Annotated in this window: 12 protein-coding genes and 1 pseudogene; 5 read left to right on the forward strand and 8 right to left on the reverse strand. The window is 67.7% G+C overall.

The window, feature by feature from the left end:
• Positions 1-36: 36 nt before the first annotated feature.
• A complete protein-coding gene (gene lhgO, locus NVV99_RS13310) occupies positions 37-1,233 on the reverse strand; it encodes an L-2-hydroxyglutarate oxidase (RefSeq protein ID WP_260782900.1) in 1,197 nt (398 codons plus the stop codon).
• Between the two features lie 210 nt (positions 1,234-1,443).
• Here lhgO and NVV99_RS13315 point away from each other — a divergent pair, with 210 nt between their 5' ends.
• Positions 1,444-2,244: a DUF5602 domain-containing protein gene (locus NVV99_RS13315; protein WP_260782892.1), complete on the forward strand. Its 801-nt coding sequence runs from the start codon at positions 1,444-1,446 to the stop codon at positions 2,242-2,244.
• A 21-nt stretch (positions 2,245-2,265) separates the two neighbouring features.
• Positions 2,266-2,631, forward strand: a complete 366-nt coding sequence (locus NVV99_RS13320) for an SRPBCC family protein (protein ID WP_260782893.1) — start codon at positions 2,266-2,268, stop codon at positions 2,629-2,631.
• Between the two features lie 48 nt (positions 2,632-2,679).
• Here NVV99_RS13320 and NVV99_RS13325 read toward each other — a convergent pair whose 3' ends face one another.
• The 6 genes and pseudogenes from NVV99_RS13325 to NVV99_RS13350 all read right to left on the reverse strand — a co-directional run bounded on the left by NVV99_RS13325 (position 2,680) and on the right by NVV99_RS13350 (position 8,733).
• A complete protein-coding gene (locus NVV99_RS13325) occupies positions 2,680-3,783 on the reverse strand; it encodes a glycosyltransferase (protein WP_260782894.1) in 1,104 nt (367 codons plus the stop codon).
• 3 nt (positions 3,784-3,786) lie between these two features.
• Positions 3,787-4,944, reverse strand: a complete 1,158-nt coding sequence (locus NVV99_RS13330) for a LuxR family transcriptional regulator (RefSeq protein ID WP_260782895.1) — start codon at positions 4,942-4,944, stop codon at positions 3,787-3,789.
• A 147-nt stretch (positions 4,945-5,091) separates the two neighbouring features.
• A pseudogene (locus NVV99_RS13335) lies at positions 5,092-5,258 on the reverse strand (3-hydroxybenzoate 6-hydroxylase); the annotation flags it as partial.
• A gap of 94 nt (positions 5,259-5,352) precedes the next feature.
• Complete coding sequence (locus NVV99_RS13340) at positions 5,353-5,751, reverse strand: excalibur calcium-binding domain-containing protein (protein WP_260782896.1); 399 nt, start codon at positions 5,749-5,751, stop codon at positions 5,353-5,355.
• Positions 5,752-5,969: 218 nt separating this feature from the next.
• Positions 5,970-7,853, reverse strand: a complete 1,884-nt coding sequence (locus NVV99_RS13345) for a ketoacyl-ACP synthase III (RefSeq protein ID WP_260782897.1) — start codon at positions 7,851-7,853, stop codon at positions 5,970-5,972.
• Between the two features lie 46 nt (positions 7,854-7,899).
• Entirely contained in the window at positions 7,900-8,733 is an 834-nt protein-coding gene (locus tag NVV99_RS13350) for a 3-oxoacyl-ACP reductase family protein (RefSeq protein ID WP_024103504.1), read from the reverse strand.
• Positions 8,734-9,405: 672 nt separating this feature from the next.
• Between NVV99_RS13350 and NVV99_RS13355 the strand changes: the two genes are divergently transcribed.
• A complete protein-coding gene (locus NVV99_RS13355) occupies positions 9,406-10,185 on the forward strand; it encodes an alpha/beta fold hydrolase (protein WP_041803599.1) in 780 nt (259 codons plus the stop codon).
• A 97-nt stretch (positions 10,186-10,282) separates the two neighbouring features.
• Positions 10,283-10,666, forward strand: coding sequence for a hypothetical protein (locus tag NVV99_RS13360; RefSeq protein WP_242411700.1), 384 nt, complete (start codon positions 10,283-10,285; stop codon positions 10,664-10,666).
• 73 nt (positions 10,667-10,739) lie between these two features.
• Here the strand turns inward: NVV99_RS13360 and NVV99_RS13365 are convergent, their stop codons facing one another.
• A complete protein-coding gene (locus tag NVV99_RS13365; RefSeq protein ID WP_024103509.1) occupies positions 10,740-16,217 on the reverse strand; it encodes a carboxyl transferase domain-containing protein in 5,478 nt (1,825 codons plus the stop codon).
• Positions 16,218-17,010: 793 nt separating this feature from the next.
• Between NVV99_RS13365 and NVV99_RS13370 the strand changes: the two genes are divergently transcribed.
• The gene (locus NVV99_RS13370; protein WP_024103510.1) at positions 17,011-18,213 is read left to right on the forward strand and encodes a hypothetical protein; all 1,203 of its coding nucleotides are present in this window, start codon (positions 17,011-17,013) and stop codon (positions 18,211-18,213) included.
• Positions 18,214-18,296 lie beyond the last annotated feature (83 nt).

Genomic DNA, 18,296 nt, shown 5'->3' on the forward strand with positions numbered 1-18,296 from the left:
ACCGCGAACCATGACGTCCGCCGCCGGGTGACCCGATCAGGCGATGCGTTCGAGTGCGTGGTCGACGAGATACTCCGCGATCGCCATCGACGAGGTGGCCCCGGGCGACGGGGCGTTGCGCAGGTGCACGACCCGTCCGTGCCCGGTGACGACGAAGTCGTCCTCGAGACCTCCGTCGGAGTTCATCGCCTGGGCGCGGATGCCGCGCGGACCCGGCCGCACGTCGTCGACGGTCAGCCCGGGCATGTACGCGGCCGCATCGGCGACGAACCGCCGAGTGCTGCTCGCGGTGCGCAGTTCCCGGCCCGCTGCGGGCAGGTTGTGGGCGGCGAACCGCCAGAAACCGGGCCAGGCGACGGCATCGCGCAGATCCCGCCACGATCCGCGCCCGCCGCGATAGGCCTCGCGGCCGGGGGAGAGGAAGGCGTTGGGTCCCACCATCACCTCACCGTCTATCCGCCGGGTGAGATGCACACCGAGGAACGGATAGCGGGGATCGGGCACCGGATAGATCAACCCGCGCACCTTCGCCGCCGCGTCGGGTTCGAGTAGCAGATAGTCGCCGAGGAACGGGACGATCCGCGGGTCGCGGGTGTCACCCGAGGTGTGGGCGAGGCGGTCGGACTGCAGTCCCGCGCACGTGATCACCAGGTCGAAGGCCAGTTGATCGCCCGGGATGTCGACGACGACCTGCTCGCCCGCCTCACGGATCGCCGTCACGGCGGTACCGGTCTGCACCGTGCCGCCCGCGGCGACGACGTCGTCCGCGAGCGCGCGGGTGACGGCGACGAAATCGATGATCGCCGTGTGCGGGGAGTGCAGGGCCGCGATCCCGACGGCGTGCGGTTCGATCGCGGTGATCTCGTCGCCGCCGATGCGTCTGATGCCGGGGACCCCGTTCGCCGTGGCCCGCGAGAAGATCGCGTCGAGCCGGCCGAGGTCCGATTCGTCGAGGGCGACGACGACCTTGCCGCACTCGTCGTAAGGCAGGCCCTTGTCCGTGGTGAACGTCTGCAACAACTCCACCCCACGCCTGCACAACCGGGCCTTGAGGCTGCCGGGTGTGTAGTAGAGGCCGGCGTGGACGACACCGCTGTTGTGCCCCGTCTGATGCGCGGCGAGCCGGTCCTCCTTCTCGAACAGAGTGACGTCGGCGTCCGTGAGGGCGAGTCGCCGGGCGGTCGCGGCACCGATGATTCCCCCACCGACCACCGCGACGCGAAGGTTGCGAATACTCAAGGGCCGCTCTCTGTTCTCCGCGGATCGTGACGTCTGTCTGCAGTCCGGCGAGTATATGCCGCGACGCTGTGAGGACGAGCTCTTCTGTCGGATCGCTCGGCGAAATCCCCCGAATGAGGGATGGCCGGGGTGACGAACACCGGTCGAGACTGGACCCACGGAATGGAGAGGTTCACCGAGAACCCTCGGCGATCGGATATCACCATGAAGAAACATCGATCATCTCGTTCCATCGCAGTGCTCCTCGCCGCGTGCGTCGCCGTGGCGGTCGGCGGCGTGGCGTCGGCGGTGCCCACACCTGCCCACCTGCACTTCGGTCAGGCCGTGAGCGTCGGTGACGGAACCGCGCGTGCGTACGCCACCGTCGATGCGAACGGGGCCCCGACCGCCGTCGGTATCCGCTTCTCGCCGGCGGCCCTCGACGGACTGCCCGATGCCGACGAGATGTACATGCTGCACCTGCCCGTTCAGGCATCCGACACGGTGTTCGACCACGTCATGCTGAACTGGAACCCACGCGGACACGATCCGACCGTGCTGTTCGGGAAGCCCCATTTCGACATGCACTTCTATATGACCGACATGGCGGCTATCGAAGCAATCGACCCGACCGCACCGGATTACGCCGCTCGCGCGGAACGACTCCCGGACCCGAAGTACATGCCCGGCGACTACGTGACCCCGCCGGGGATGCTCGCATCGCAACTCGCGGTGCCGTTCATGGGTGTGCACTGGCTCGACATCACGGAAGGAATGGTTCCGGGCGTTTACAACTTCACCGAGACGTTCGTCAACGGTTCGTGGGACGGCGACTACACCTTCATGGAGCCCATGATCACGCGGGAGTGGCTGCTGACCCGTCCCACCATCCGCGAACAGATCAAGTTGCCGGCCGCCTATCAGCACTCGGCCTGGTATCCCACCGTCTACAGCGTCGGATTCGACGAGCAGGCGCAGGAATACGACATCGCCCTCGGAGGGATGGTCCCGCGCCAGGCATCCTGACGCGCACCTCCATGAGAACCATTGCGGTACAGCAGGAACAGTCACTGCATCTCGGGTGAGGGCGGCAAGGAGGGATCCGTCTCGCGCGCCACCGTCAAGGTTGCCGGACGGCGAATCGAACTCACCGAGGAACTGGCCCGCGTCGAGCCCGGCAGAGCCCAGCACCGCCGCAGCGTGAAGAGCCCGATCCGGTACGAGACCGTCTATCGCTTCGAGTCGGTGGAGACGGGAACCCGCGTCACCGTCCACCAGGACACCGAGGACGTCGGGAACCTCTTTGGCAAGTTCACCCAGCCGGTCGTGGAGAAACTGTACGCGCGCGATGTGCGGAACAACCTCGAACACGCGAAACAGCTTCTGGAGGAGGGAGATGCGGTCGAAGGGTGATGCGAAGGACCGGCACCACCGGACAGGTGCCGGTCCTTCGCGTGTTCGTCAGTGGTCGACGAGCGTCAACACCCGGTCGGCCGCAGCCGACGCACCATCGACGGTTCGGAGACGGGCGCCGAGTTCTGCTGCTGCCGTGCGATAACCGTCGTCGGTCAGCAGCCTCTCCAAGGCCGCGCGTATCTGCTCGGGCGAAGCGGTCTTCCGCAGACGGATGCCCGCACCCGCCTTCGCGACCTCACGACCGATGATCGCCTGATCCGTCACCGCCGACATGGGCATGATTAGTATCGGAAGTCCGTGCGCGAGAGACCGGAAGGCCGTCGCGTGCCCGCCGTGCCCGACGACCGCCGAACAGGTCGGCATCAGCTCGTGGTGCGGGACGTACCGGTGGACGGTCGCATTGGATGGTACGCGCAACCCGGTAGGGTCGATCGCCGGCCCGGTCGTGACGACGAACTCCGCGTCCATCTCCGCGGTGGCGTCGAAGATGTTCTGGTAAGTGCGGCGCTGACCCGGGAAGCCGGCGGTGCTCAGACTGACCAGCACGCGCGGCGGTGTTCGACCGACCGCCGCGGCCTTCGCGTCGTGGATCGCACCGGTCCAGGTCAGCGAGCCGTCCGTGCGCCATCGCGCGGCCGGGTCGAGCACTCGGTCCGAGCACACGAGTCGCATGTCGGCCTGTTCCCACAGTCGCTTCGGACCCAGGCCGCGTAGTCGCGAACCGATCCCGAACGGTCCGTGCCGGAAGGCGCCGTCGAATGCGGCGAAGAAGGAATGGAACAGCACCACGTACGGCACCCCGGTGCGCGCCGCAGCGTCCTGGGCGTTGAACAGCATGCAATCGACGATCACCAGATCGGTCGGCTCCCCGGCGATCTCGTCCTCCACATCCCGTGCGACGGCGGGGGCGGTCATCATGGCGTAGGCCATGGTCAGCACTTTCGGGGTGCTCAGTTCTACGTGCGGGGTCCAGGTCGGCGAGTGCCGGTAGCCGCAGAAGACGAGGCCGGCATCCTCCTCGACCTTCCGTTGCGATTCGTGACCGAGAACCCGAACGTGATGTCCGCGGCGGTGCAACTCGCATCCGAGCGCTGCTTCGGGCGAGTAGTTCCCGCCGCCCTCCAGGGTGACGATCAGGATGCGTGCCACGGTTCACCTCTTCCGATGTGCACCGACCGGGACGTTCGTCGGCGCCGGCTTCTCGACGAACCACCCGTCCGGCCCGATCTCCGTACCGACCCGGGGGAGGCAGTGCGTGAAGAACAGTCGTGCGACGAGTTCCTGGCGACTGTTCACACCCGTCTTCGCATAGATGCTCTTCAAGTGGTCCTGTGCGGTGTACGGACTGATGAACAGTCCACGTGCGATCTCGGTGCGTGTCTCGCCCGCGAGAACGCGGGCGAGGACATCGGTCTCCCGTTCGGTGAGACCGTGAAGGGCAGCGGTCAGAGCCACGAGCTGACCGGGCTGCGCCGGTTCGATCGCGACGACGATCCGGGCCGATTCTCCTCGGCCGTCGAGCAACCCGGCCCGCAGGACGAGCCACTGACCGTCCTCCGTACGGGCACGGACGACGCGCGCGGCAGCCCCCTCGTAGCGGAAGCGGACGGCGACGACCACCGCGGGGAGCATGAAGGAACCTTCGGCACCGAGTCGCTCCAGATACTCCCCCGCCTGGGGAGTGGCCGATTCGATCTCGTTGTCCGCGCCCACGACCACGACTGCGGGACCGGAACCGCCGGGCGATGCGTCCGCCGCGAGTCGAGGGGATTCGCGGAGCAACGACAACCGCAGTCCGTCGCTGATCTCGCCCACGCATCCCGCGAGTGCCGCCACGTCGTCGGCGTCGAAGCGTCGGCCGGGGCCGCGCATGAGAGTGCCGCCGCCCCAGACGCGCCCGTCACGGCCTCGGAAGACGAGGCGCACCTCGTCGTCCATCCCCTGCGGTTCGAGGATCTCGCTGTAGGGCAGGGAATCGCGGATGTCGCAGTCGATCGCCTCGCGGATCGTCTGGACACCGGTGCGCGTCCGGGCGAGCTTGCGGTAGGTGTTCGCGAAGCGCGACGTGCCGTACTCGATGTGTGCCACCGTCTTCGCGGCACGACCGGGCGGGGCGTCGGCGCCGAGCATGGTCACGGACGTGAACAACATGCTCGCCGGATCGACGAGAGCGATGCATCCGATGTCGTAGTGGATACGCCGCCGGATCGTGTCGAGGACGGCGTGCCGGAACTCGACCGGGTCGGCGGTTCCGAGTGCGATGTCCCGAACCTCGCTGCGGAGCGCCGACGCCTGCCGTGACGCGGTCATATTTTCAGTATGTGCTGGTCGCGGTCGCTCCGGTACCTTTCGGTGCGGGACGAACGACGTATATACGGCGAATGCCGCCCCCGATCGGTGATCGGGGACGGCATTGTCCGGAACGGGACGAATTGCTCTGCGGCGCTGTGTGAGTGCTCAGCGGTTGCGGTCGGAGCTGTAGCCCCGGAGCCAGTCGGTGTACTTGTAGCTCGAGGTGTCGCGGGTACGGAACAGCTCGTTGCGGGCCTCGCGACCGGCACCGTCGAGGTGCCACAGGTCGCCCCACATGCGTCCGGTGGTGAGGATGCGGTCGGTCGCGGAGCCGTCGGCGTCACCGGCGGAGAACTCACGTCGCCGCGCTGGCTCTGAGGTCTCCGCACGTACGAACGACGAAGGCTCTTTTACGGGACGGACCGATCAGCGCGGATCGCGCTCGCAGCCGATCCCGTCGTTGTCGCGGTCGAGGCGCGGTGCGTATCCGGGGTCGTTGCGGTGGACCGGAGCAGCGCCCGCGTTCCAGGCCTCGGTGCAGTTCTTGAACCCGCCGCTCGGTGCGGACGGAGCCGGACGGGGAGCCGGGGGAGCCGGTGCCACCTGCGGAGCCGGGCCGGCCTGAGGTGCCGGCGGGGACGGGGGAGCCGGAGGTGCCGGAGGTGCCGGCGGCGGAGCGAACGGATTGAACGATCCGCTCGGAACGAGATCGGCGATGCCCTTCGGGAGCAGGTCCACGAGAGGGAAGGCGGTGGCGGTCGAGGGTGCGGTGACCGTCAGGGCCACACACCCCAGCGTCGCAGCGACGATGCGGCGGAACTTCATGCGCGAGGCCTTTCTGTACTTCGTCCGGATCCGATTTGCCGGATCCGATCGAAATGTCGGCCTGGACGGCGCGGGTGTTACGTCGCCCGGTCGCAGACGACGATCGGCCCGCTCGCGACCGGATGTCGCGAACGGGCCGATGTACTCCGGGCCTGCCGGGGGACGGCCCGGAAGTCCGTCGTACGCCGGGCTCAGCCGGCGTCGGTCCATCTGCCGGCTCAGCCGGCGTCGGTCTCCTCGAACGCCACGACCACCTTCGGGTCGATCCGCATGACGGTGTACCCCGCCACCGCTCCGGCGCCGAAGCCGGGAGCGAAGATGCGCACCGGTTCGGTGATGACCCCCTCGCGGACGGCGTCGTGGATCGCGAGTGGGATGCTCGCCGACGACGTGTTGCCGACCTTCTCGATGTTGAAGTACAACCGGTCGGCCGAGAGTCCGGCGTTCGCGGCGAGCTCGATGACCATCGTCTTGTTCGCCTGATGGGGAACGATGAGATCGATGTCGTCGAGCAGCGAACGCTCGGCGTCGTCGGGAGACGGGAGGGCCTTGATCTCGTCGAGCATCTGCGCCAGATAACGACCGGCGAGCGTCTTCACCTCGGGTCCGTAGACCGTGATGAAGTTGTCGAAGTCCGGGTTCGGCCAGATGATCGAGTTGACCTCGCTCGTCGGGCCGCTCGCGTAGCTGTTGAAGAACTCGAGATCGGGTGCCTCGCCCTCGGCGGCCGGAGAGATGACCATCGCCGCGGCGCCGTCACCGAAGATCATCCGGGACGGCCGGACGGTGCCGATCTTGTCCGAGAACTTCTCGACGCACACCACGAGGACGGGGCGCTTGACCTGCTGCAGGATGCGGGTCGCCTCGGCCAGGCCGTAGGGCATTCCCGCGCACGCCGCGATCAGGTCGAACGAGGCATGGGTCTGCCCGATGCCCAGTTCGCCCGAGATCCACGTGGCCAGCGACGGGATCAGCCGACCGCTCGTGCACGTGCAGGTGATGACCGCGCCGATGTCCTGCGGGCCGACTCCGGCGTGGGTGATCGCCTGCTTCGCCGCCGTCAGGGCCAGGTCCTCGAAGGTTCCCGAGGTGTACCGGCGCTGCTCGATCCCGGTCTTGGCCGTGATCTCGTCGGCCGACATGGGCGACCAGTTGTAGGCGGTGTTACGGATCAGGTCCTCGTTGGTGCACACCTGGTCGCCGTGCGCGACCGCGATCGCATCGATGCGGGGTGCGATCGCGAACTCCGAGCGCACGTCGACGGCCGGGTAGGGCGCAGACGGTGCCACCGGTTCGTGCCGCGTGTACGAGGTGGCCTTACGGGTCTTGCCCGACATGACCCGGTTGATGAACCGCTGGACCTCGCGATTGCGCGGATGGGAGGCCACGACGTAGTCGTCGTCCTTCAGGTCCGCGACCCGGACGAGTTCGGTTTCGCTTCCGTCCCAGGGCTGCTGGTTGTGCAGAACCATCGACCAGCGGCTCAGTGCCTCGAGTTCGGCGACGTCCTCGTGACAGTCGAGGATCTCGTCGTATCCGAAGACGGGGTGGTTCGGATCGTAGTGGCGAACACGCAGGGTGATGTTCTCCGGATCGGAGATCAGCTGTGGCACGGTCGGTTTGACCGTGGGCAGGTCGCCGGCGAAGTGACGACGCGAACCGAAGACCGCGAAGAGTCGATCGAAGATGCGGTCCTCGGCGGCACTGTCCCATGCGCGGGGGAGAGCGCGGTAGGCCTCCTCGACCGCCCCCAGCCGCTCTTCGGCCTCGGGCCAGGGAGTCAGACGAGGCATGTAGACGTCGTCGCGGTTGCGGGGAACGTCGCCCCAGCGAATGACGCGCCGCTCGAACATCATCAGCGGGAATCGGTCGGCCCAGAAGACGTTCAGGGCCATGTCCCGCATGATCTCGAACTTCGAGGCGTACTTGCCCAGTTCGTGCCGGGAGAGGATCTCCGAGACCGTGGGTGCCTTGGTGTCGAAGTCACGTCGGATGACGGCGTCGAGGTGGTCGACGCTGCTCAGCGTGGAGAAGTCGAGTTCGGGAACGAAATTGGAGGGGAAGACAATTCGGCCGTGCCGATTGAGCTCGAATGGCTGCATGTGCGAGGGGACCGTTCGATTCGAAGTAGTGGGTGGGGAGACCGGATCACATGTCCAGGCCGCCGTTGACGCCCCATACCTGACCGGTGATGTACGAGGAGGCGTCCGCGGCGAGGAAGTGCACGACCCGGGCGATCTCCTGCGGGTCGGCCAGTCGTTTCACGGGGATGGTGTCGGTGATGCGTGCGAGAACCTTCTCGGGGATGGCCTCGACCATCTCGGTGGCGACGAAGCCCGGGGTGACGGTGTTGACGGTGACGCCGATGCCGTTCGGGTCCAGTTTGTCGTTCTTGGCCAGGTAGAAGGCCGCTTCCTTGGCGAGGGTCTTGGTGAGACCGAACAGGCCGGCCTTCGATGCCGCGTAGTTGGCCTGGCCGATGTTGCCGGTCTCGCCGATGACGGAGGAGACGTTGACGATGCGTCCGGTGCCACGCTCGAGCATGTGGCGCAGTGCGGCCTGCGCCAGGTAGAACGCACCCGAGAGGTTCACGCCGATGACGGTGTCCCAGTCCTCGTCCTGCATCTTCAGCACCGTGCGGTCGATGGTGATGCCGGCGTTGTTGATCAGGATGTCGAGACGGCCGTGCGTTTCGATGACCTCGTCGACGGTGCGTCGGCAGTCGTCGGCGTTCGCGACGTCACCGCGGTGCACCGAGTAACGGACGTCCTTGCGGCCCGTCTCGTTCAGGTCTGCGAGGAACTGATCCGCCTGGGCGGTGTTGCGTCCGTAGCCTGCGGCGACGGTGGCGCCCTGGCTCGCCAGGCTGCGGCTGATCGCCGCACCGATGCCGCGCGTGCCGCCGGTGACGAAGGCGACGCGTCCGCGGAGCTTGTTTCCGCCGGCAGCGATCTGCGAGCTGGGTTCGATGGTGCTGGTCATGCTGATCTCCTCGCTGTGCGAGGGGGCGACGGGCGCGGCTGTTCGCCGACGTCGCACAAACGCCCCCTGCGCGTTGATTTCTCTGTGGAGGAGCACGTTTCGAATCCCCCTGACTCGAACGCGTGTCCCCTGAAACGAGCCTTCATCGGCTCATAACTCCCTGCGGCACCAATCATGCACCACCTCGATGATGTTGTCACCAGAAACAATTCGAGTCTCGAATTTCGTCAATTTGTCCGAATAGTTCGAGAAGTATTGGAGCACAATCATATTCGACGAAGATTCGGGGTTACCCCACGGTACGAACATGCTGAATGTTCGTATCCATTCGGACGTACAGCCTGCACGAATCGGACCGCTCCAGAATGGCACAACGTGCTACCGGGGAGTCAGGTACAACTGTGTGCACATGGCGTGGACGCGAACGTGTTTCGCGCATGGTCCCGAAAGTAATTGCGGATGAAGGGATTCGGAGTCGATTTCCTACCGTGGGCGGTCGCTTGACGCCTGTCGGGGAGAGACGCACTCCGTGCCGCCGAAGCTCGACCAAGACGAACTCGTTGGTATTCCCCGTTCGAAAACGCGCCACACCTGGCGTCGGTGTGATTCTCGACACTACAGAGGGTCGTTGTGGCGAAGCACGGGTCTTTCCGGCGATGAGAGGATGGCCCCGTGAGCAACACTCGTCTTGTCGAAACACCGGTGGCCGAACTCGAGATACATCTCGACGGGGAAGGGCCGGCAGTCGTCCTGCTGCCCTCCCTCGGGCGCGACTCCTACGAATTCGATCCGATCGCGAGCGACCTCGCCGCAGCGGGATTCACCGCTCTGCGACCGCAACCCCGGGGTATCGGCAGCAGCCGCGGACCCATGACCGGTCTCGACCTGCACGATCTCGCGGGCGACGTCGCCGCCGTCATCGAGCATTTCGACGCCGCACCCGCTGTTGTGGCCGGTCATGCGTTCGGGCACTACGTGGCCCGGGTACTCGCCGCCGACCGGCCCGAACTCGTCCGGGGCGTCGCCGTGCTCGCCGCCGGGGCCCGCCGGTTTCCGGCTTCGCTGACCGAGCGTGTCGCCAAGTGCTCCGACCTCTCGCTTCCCGACCACGAACGACTCGTGCACCTGCGCGACGTCTTCTTCGCCGCAGGACACGATCCGGCGGTGTGGCTCGACGGGTGGTGGCCCGACGCGATCGTGTCGCAGCGGGCAGCGATGGCCGCGACCGACAAGGAATCGTGGTGGACGGTGGCGCCGTCACCTCTGCTCGACGTACAAGCAGGAGGGGACGTTTTCCGGCCCGCGGAGACCCGAGGTGAGCTCGTCGACGAGTTCGGGAGCGAACTCGTCTCCACGGCCGTCGTGCCGGCTTGCGGGCACGCCCTCGTCCCGGAGGCTCCTCACGAGGTAGCCAGGATCCTGGTCGAGTGGATCCGTACGCGTCTCGGATGAAGGTTTCGTCATCTTCGGCTCATCGACCCCTCATCGTCGTGCGCCAAAGTTACCGGTGACCAGGACGAACACCGAGTCGAGGAGAACGATCATGGCGATGAGCCGCACCGCATGGGCCGTGACCGCCGTAGCGGTCGCGATGACGGCCGGCACCGTCGGTTTCGTGTCGGCGAACCGAGGTGAGTCCGCTCCCTCCGAACCGTCGTCGTTCACCGTCGCCCGCGTGGTGGACGAGACGACGACCGGCGGCCCGGATGGAACTGTTCGGGCGGGCGTCGACCCGGCCCGGGATGCGGGGCCGGGTGACCTGCCCACCGACATCCCCTACATCGACGTCACGAGCTGCGACGCGTGGTTCGAGGACTGGGACGACACGGTGCCGGACCACGTCGAGGACTTCTACGGCGAGTGGGACGACCGCTGTGACGATGTGCACGACGACGACCGGGACGACGACCGGGACGACGATCACGACGACTGACCCGCACGACGGCCCCACGACGACGAGACCCCACCGGAAGTGTTCCGGTGGGGTCTCGCTCTCGTTGCGTGGGTTACGCGAGCGTGCGTGCCATGCCGCGCTCGACGGCCGCGATGATCTGCGGCCGCAGCTCGACCGCCGGCACGATCGCGTCGACCGAGCCGACCTGCTGTGCGCGCTGGATGTTGTGGATCGCCTCGAACTCGGCTGCCACCTCACCGAGCTTCTCCGACCGCACCGCGGTGCGCAGAGCGGTGAGCTCGACGCCCAGTCGTGCCTTGTCGCCGTCCTCGGCGGCCCGCAGCTGCGCCTCGAGTTCCACGACCCGCGGATCGCTCGCGGTGCGCTTGTTGACGTCGCGGGTGAAGACCACCGCAGCCGCCGGAGCGCCACCGAGCACCGAGGCGAACGAACCCTCCACGGCGAGGACTTCCATGTTCTCGTTCAGTGCGCCCGAGAACACCACGAAGGCACCACCGTGGTAGCGGGAGACCACGACGAACACGATCGGACCGTCGAAGTTGACGATGGCCCGGCCGATCTCGGCGCCGTACTCGAGCTGCAGGTTGCGCAGCGACTCGGGGGAGCCGTCGAAGCCCGACAGGTTGGCGAGCACCACGAGCGGACGGTTGCCGCTCGCCGCGTTGATCGCCCGTGCCGTCTTCTTCGACGACTTGGGGAACAGCGTGCCCGAGGTCCACTGGTCCGGTCCGTCGGCGGGGAACCAGCCCTTGCGCGGGATCGCGCGAGACTCGATGCCGATGACCGTCACCGGGTTTCCGCCCAGGTGCGCGTCGAACACGACCGAGGTGTCGGCGTCGGCCATGTCGGCCCACCGTTCGAGCACAGCGTGGTCCTGGTCGACCACCGAGCGCATCACCGTACGGATGTCGAACGGCTTCTTGCGATCCGGGTTGGTCTCGGACGAGAAGATGTCGCCCACGGTGGTGAAGTCGCTGGACGGATGCACGTGCGGGTACACGCACACGTTGCGGTCGACCGGGTCGGTGGACGCGGCCTTGCGCGGGAAGCGCTCGCCCGGCGCGACGTAGGCGTGGGCGTAGTGCGCGAACAGCGTCTCGATGGCGGCCCTGAGGTTGGGAGCCCAGTACTGCGCCTGACCGTTGGGGCCCATGACGCGGTCGTAGCCACCGATACCGAAGTTGTCCTCGGCGGAGACGCCACCCGAGTAATCGAGCGACTGCTTGCCGGTGAGCACCATGGCGCTGTCCGGGGTCATCACGAGGATGCCCTTGGTGTGCATGAGCATCGTCGCCTCGGCGTTCCAGTACGGCTGCGCGCCGACATTGATGCCGGTGACCACGACGTTGATCTCGCCGCCGTTCTGCGTGAATGTGATGATGCGACGCAGACCGCGCGACACCCAGTCCATGTTCTCGGTGCCCGAGTCCATGGAGATCGTCGCGCCGGACGACAGCGCGAACCACTCGACGGGAGCGTTCAGGCTCTCCGCCAGGTCGATCGCGGCGACCACACGGGAGCACTCGGCCTCCGCGACGGTGCCCAGCGCCTTGGTGGGATCACCGAACAGCGTGACGCGCTTCATGCCCTCGGGGTACCGCGGGGTCGGGGTGTCGACGACGCCGACGATCAGACCCGCGGTGTTGCGGCCGTAGGGGCGGTCGACGGGCACGAGGGTGCCCTGCTCGTCGAAGTCGTACTCGACGAAGGTGCCTTCGCCGCCGGTGAGCAGCGGGATCAGCTCGTACGGGTAGACGGTGCCGCGGGCACGGGACCGCTGGACCTTCTGGGTGTACTCGTCGAGCGGCTTCAGCGGCTCCTTCGGCGGCTCGGTGACCCGCACGATGACGCCCGCACCGGAGCGGTACGAGAAGCGCAGGGCGACCTCGCGTGCCGGCTCGTCCTGGCGATCACGCCACGACCCGATGACGGTGATCTCCTCGAGTCCGGCACCCACGGTCAGCGGCGCGGCGTTGCGGCCGATGCGGCGCAGGTCCTCCATGTCGAGATCGACGGCGGGCCACACGTAGAGCACCACGCGGTTCGCGTCGAGACGTCGCCCGCCGCGGTTGGCCTGGGCGCGTCGCATGCCGTCGAGCGAGCTCGCGAGAGCGCGTTCGAAGGCCGGCAGTCCGACGATGCGACCGGACTCGTCGCGCTGCGGCGTCAGGTCGCGCACCTCGGCGAGGGCGATGAACCGCTCATCGGACGGATTGTCCTGCGACACCAGGTGATACAGGTAGGTGTCCGGGTTGGCGGGCAGGCGGGTGCCGTCGAAGTTCTTCAGGCGCCACAGATCCAGACGCTGACCCGTGAGCGGGTGGATGTCGCGGATGTTGGTCTCCTCCGCGTATCCGGTCTCGTAGGGGCGGAAGGTGAACACGTGCTCTTCGGCCGTGTCGGTGTGGCAGACCGTCACGGTCACGCGACGGGCCACGCCGGTCACCGGGCGTGCGGCGAGTTCGGCGCGCAGCGCGTCGGCCTGGGCGTCGGCATCGGCCGGAGCGTCGTCCCACGCGAGGTACAGGTCGATCACGAGGTTCTTCGTGTCGGGAACCGAGGCCGCCGACTCCTCGACGGCGTCGAGCAGCGACGCGAACTCGGCCTGCGGGGCCTCGGCGGAGATCAGGTACAGGCGCGTGCCGCGCAGATCGAAGTTGCCGGTGACGAACTGGTGTCCGCCGACGGTGCACGAACGCACGTCCTCGAGGGTGCGGATCTTGTAAGCCCGGCGAGCGATGACCTCGAGCAGCGGGCCCGGAACGGTCTCCGGACGCGTGATCTGCTGTGCGAGAAGGTCGATCAGCGGCTCGGGTGTGGCGACCAGCGAATCGATGCGCTGCGCGTAGTCCGTCGCCTGCGGATGCTCGGCGAGGTACGCGAGCGAACCGCGGACCCCGTCGTAGACCTGCTCGCGGGCCTTGCGGATCACCGGCTCCTCGAAGTAGCGGTACCGCAGGTTGCGGGCGGTGTCGCCGATGACCGGGAAGCGGACCTGGGTCGCGACGATCAGCCGGTCGAGGACTTCGTTGAGCTCGTGGGAGATCCCCACCTCGGTGTCGTCGCGCTCGACCCAGCGGTCGAGCAGCGAGGTGACCACGGGGACGTGGGCCTCGATGCGCTCGAGCGCGAGGAACAACCGGTAGACGGCCTCCTCGAGCTCCGGGGTGCGATCGAGTTCCAGGACGTCGTAGTGCCGCAGGGCACGGGCGAGACGCGCGCGGAAGCTGTCGGGCAGACCCCCGACCTCCACGTCGAGCGACTGCAGGTAGCCGTGGAAGAACTCGCGGGGGCTGTGGACCCGGTCGTCGCTGTTCTTCTCCTCCTCGGTCGGACGGTTGCGCGACAGTTCGCATACGTCCGCGAAGGTCGTCAGCAGCGAGAGCTCGGCGCGGACGAGCGCGCACGAGTCGACCGAGCCGGAGAGACGTTCGTACTCGGCGAGCAGTGCCGCGGTGCGCTTGGCGGACACGTCGTATCCGGTGACCAGAGCGGCGAGCGAGTCGAGGCGAGCGAGTGCGTCGGCGGCGACATCGTCGCTGAGCGAGGGCGCCGGTGCAGCGAACTCCACGCGCTCGACGGTCTCGGTGACGACCTCCTCGACGATCTGGTCGACCCGCAGGAGCGGGGCGCCCGCGTCGACCTGCGCGTTGACGACGGCGAGGATCTCGCGGACCTTGCCGGCGAAGGGAGCGCGGACCGCGGTCTCCATCTTCATCGACTCGAGCACGACGAGGGTCTGACCGGCCTCGACCTCGTCACCGACGGCGACGGGAACCGCGACGACCACGGCCGGGGCAGGGGTGCGCACCACGCCGGCCTCGTCCTGGCTGATCTGGTGGCTGATGCCGTCGACCTCGACGAGGAAGTGGGCCGGACCGGCGATCGACACCACGTTGTGGCGGCGTCCGCCGAGGGTCAGGCGCGACTCGTAGTCGCCCAGCCGCTCGACGTCGACGTCGAACTCGGCGGAACCGGTGTCGACCCGGTAGCGGTGCGGGCCGACCTGGCCGACGACGAGCTCGTAGGCCTGGCCCTGGTAGCTCAGCTCGATCTTGCGTCCGACGGCGTGTCCGGCACGCGGGCGACCGCCGCGGGCCGAAGCGAGGAAGGCGGAGCGCTCGTGGGCCTCGTCGGTGTCGTAGACATCGACGGCCGTCGCAATCAGAGCGACGTCGGCGACCTTGGACGGACCGGTCTCGGTGCCGGCGCCGGTGCGGTCGAGCCAGCCGGTGTCGGCGGAGGCGTCGATGACCTCGGGACGGTCGAGCAGGTCGAGCAGGAACGACTTGGTCGTCGTGCCGCCGTCGAGGACGACGGTGGTCTCGCGCAGAGCGGTGCGCAGGCGGGCGAGTGCCTCGTCGCGGTCGCGGCCCCACGCGATGATCTTGGCGACCATGGAGTCGTAGTCGGGCGGAATGACGTCGCCCTGGGCGATGCCGGTGTCGACACGCAGACCGGAGCCGAGCGGGAACTTGAGCAGCTGCACGGTGCCGGGAGCGGGTGCGAAGCCGTTGGCGGCGTCCTCGGCGTTCAGGCGGGCCTCGACGGCGTGCCCGAACTCGCCGGGGCACTCGCCGGGAAGCTTCTCGCCGGAGGCGACGAGGATCTGCAGCTTGACGAGGTCGATGCCGGTCGTGGCCTCGGTGATGGGGTGCTCGACCTGGAGACGCGTGTTGACCTCGAGGAAGGTGAAGATCTTCAGGTCGGGCTGGTAGAGGTACTCGACGGTGCCGGCACCGGCGTAGCCGGCGGCGCGGACGAGATCGGCCGAGACCGTGCGCAGGTGGTCGGACTGCTCCTTGGTGAGCAGCGGCGAGGCGGACTCCTCGATGACCTTCTGGTTCTTGCGCTGGATCGAGCAGTCGCGCACGCCCGGGGCCCAGACGTTGCCGTGCTTGTCGGCGATGACCTGGACCTCGACGTGGCGTGCGTCGGTGACGAGACGCTCGATGAACACGACGGGGTCGCCGAAGGAACGCTCGGCCTCACCCTGGGTGCGCTCGAGGGCGAGCTCGAGCTCGTCTTCGGCGTAGACCTTGCGGATGCCACGGCCACCGCCGCCGGAGCGGGCCTTGATGATCAGCGGGTAGCCGATGGCCTGCGCGTGGCGGCGCGCGTCGGCGCGGGAATCGACGGGTCCACCGGACCACGGTGCGACGGGAACGCCGACCTTCTCGGCGAGGAGTTTCGCCTCGACCTTGTCGCCGAGCAGACGCATGGCGTCGGCGGAGGGACCGATGAAGGTGATCCCGAGGCGGGCGCACAGCTCGGCGAAGGCGGGGTCCTCGGCGACGAAGCCCCAGCCGACCCAGACGGCGTCGGCCTTCGCCTCGAGGAGCGCGCGCTCGAGTTCTGCATGATCGAGGTAGGGGGTCGCCGCCGTCGTCGACGGCCGGAGGGTCACTCCTTCGTCGGCCTGACGGACGAACATCGCCCGTCGCTCGGCATCGGTGTGCAGAGCGATCGTCTTGATGTCGTAGCCGTGCTCGGAGTTGAGCTCCCGGACTGCCCGGATGAGGCGTACGGCCGCCTCACCGCGATTGACCACTGCGATCCGCTTGAACATACTCGTTGCCACCGTTCTCCATGGTTTGTGCACGCATCGGGCGCGCGTCTCGAAGCTCCACCCCAATGAGGAAGTCAAACTAACCGGTCCTACCTTCCACGTCTCGTGTTGGCGACGCGAGCGGGAACATGTAGCGGTCGGCTCCTCGTGGTTGGCATGGGCATGCGTGTTCGTCGTCGATCCACCGGGCAACATCCGCGGTGTCCGAAGGACCGTTTCGAACAGGTCTCCGCAGCTACGGCCGTCGGTTGCGACGGTCACGTCCCCCTGGGCGAAGGCTCCGTTCGGATTACAGCATGGAGGAAACATGAGGGTTTGTCACGTTTTGCTTCCATGCGGGGCGATCGGCGGCGCCCTCGTGGCCGACTTCTCTCACAGGCATTCGCGCGCAGAGGATTTCGCTCGGGAACGGGTGTCGGGGAGGGGGTCTCCGGTCCCGGAGGCCGCCGGTACTGTGCAGTAACACCGATCGGTAACTTCCTGAGGGGTCAGGGACCCGTCGCCGGCGTCCTCTCGCTTCTGCTGGTACGCAACGGTTTTCGCGCGCCCCCGTCTCGGGCGCGATCCGGGATCGGGCAAATCGTTCGGAGCTACCTCGACAATGCTGTGACATCCGTCACGAAGGGCGAAAAGGTGAAGGTCTCAACCGAACCGGAGCGCGGCCGTGGACGTGTGGGATCGTGCCCGTCGAGCGCCCGGGATCGGGGCCGTTACCGGGCATTTCTCCGAGCCCGCGCGGAATCTGGAAGAGTGGACGGTGCATGCCTGCGGACGAGCCGCGAGGAGGATCCCCGTGTCCGAAGCCGATCGACCCCACCTCCCGGGGCGCGACGACGCGCCCGGCCGGGACATCCCGTCGGTGGACCGGCGGACACGTATCGCCGGGCAGGTCCGCCGGTGGTGCGAGACCGGCAGTATCGAGGGCGGGCACGCTCCTCTGTCGGACGCCGCGGCGGTCGCACTGGCCGCCGGCTACCTCGACGAATCGGCACGTGCTGTGCTGGCGAACCGCCGGCGCGTCGGGCGCCGGTTGCCCACCCTCGACGGATTCGGTGAGCTGCGCCGCCTGTCCGACGAGCACGCCCGCCTCCGCACACGGATCGACGGCCTGCGTCCCGGCGCTGCGCGACTCGCACTCGAATACCGGGCCAACGAGCTCGGCAAACGCATCCGGGCGGCGCGACAGACCGTCGTGCACTCGCCGCTGCACTACGCCCAGGGCGTCCGCGCCGTGCGCCGCGACCGACGCGACGGGCTGCATCTCGAGATCGAACAACGCGAGGCGCTGTTCGCTGCACTGCGACGCACCCCGGCGCCCCTGCCCGTCACGCCCGTCGAGCAGGCCCGGGGAGTGGTGCTCGGTGTCGCCGTCGACCGCGTGGGTCGCTGGTCCGAACGCACCCCGCTGGCCGAGACGGGGCGTCGCGTCGCCGAACGGCTCGGACGCGAGGTGCCCTCCGGCGACGACCGCTTCGTCGACCGCTACGACACCCTGCTCTTCCTCGCCGGTTCCCTGTACGACCGCGTCGAGGCATCGGCGGCGTGGCGTTCGGAGTACTTCGAGGTTCAACGAGCCCAGCTCGATCTCGCCGAGGAGCTCACCCAGATCGCGGTGGACACCGTCGCCCTGCGCGACCTGCTCGACGAGTTGCAGTCCGCGATCCGATCGGCGCCCGAGGCGCGGTCCGGTCTCGAATCCCGGGTGGCAGTGCTCGAACCGGTATGGGACCAGATCCTTGCGCGCGTCACCGCGCTCGCGCGCATCGGCGACCTGCTCACGCGCGCGGAGGGCCATCTGCATCTCACACACATCGCGCAGCGGACCGCGAGTCTCGACCAGCGGATCGACGACCTGATCGGCAGATCGGGTGCGCGCGAGTTGTCCGCCGAGAACACCGATTTCGTCGGCGACCAGCTCGGCGCCGCAGCCGAACCGATGGTCGCGCTCCGCAGTGCTCTGTGGACGGACATCGCCGAGCTCACCGCAAAGGAGTAACTCGGAGTTACTGTCATTTGTCACATCGATTCGGCTGCGTTTCGGGTCGTATCCCCGAACTCGTGGAAAGTGACCGTCTTCAC

The sequence above is a fragment of the Rhodococcus sp. PAE-6 genome, from assembly GCF_025290685.1.
Classification (GTDB): Bacteria; Actinomycetota; Actinomycetes; order Mycobacteriales; family Mycobacteriaceae; genus Rhodococcus; species Rhodococcus pyridinivorans.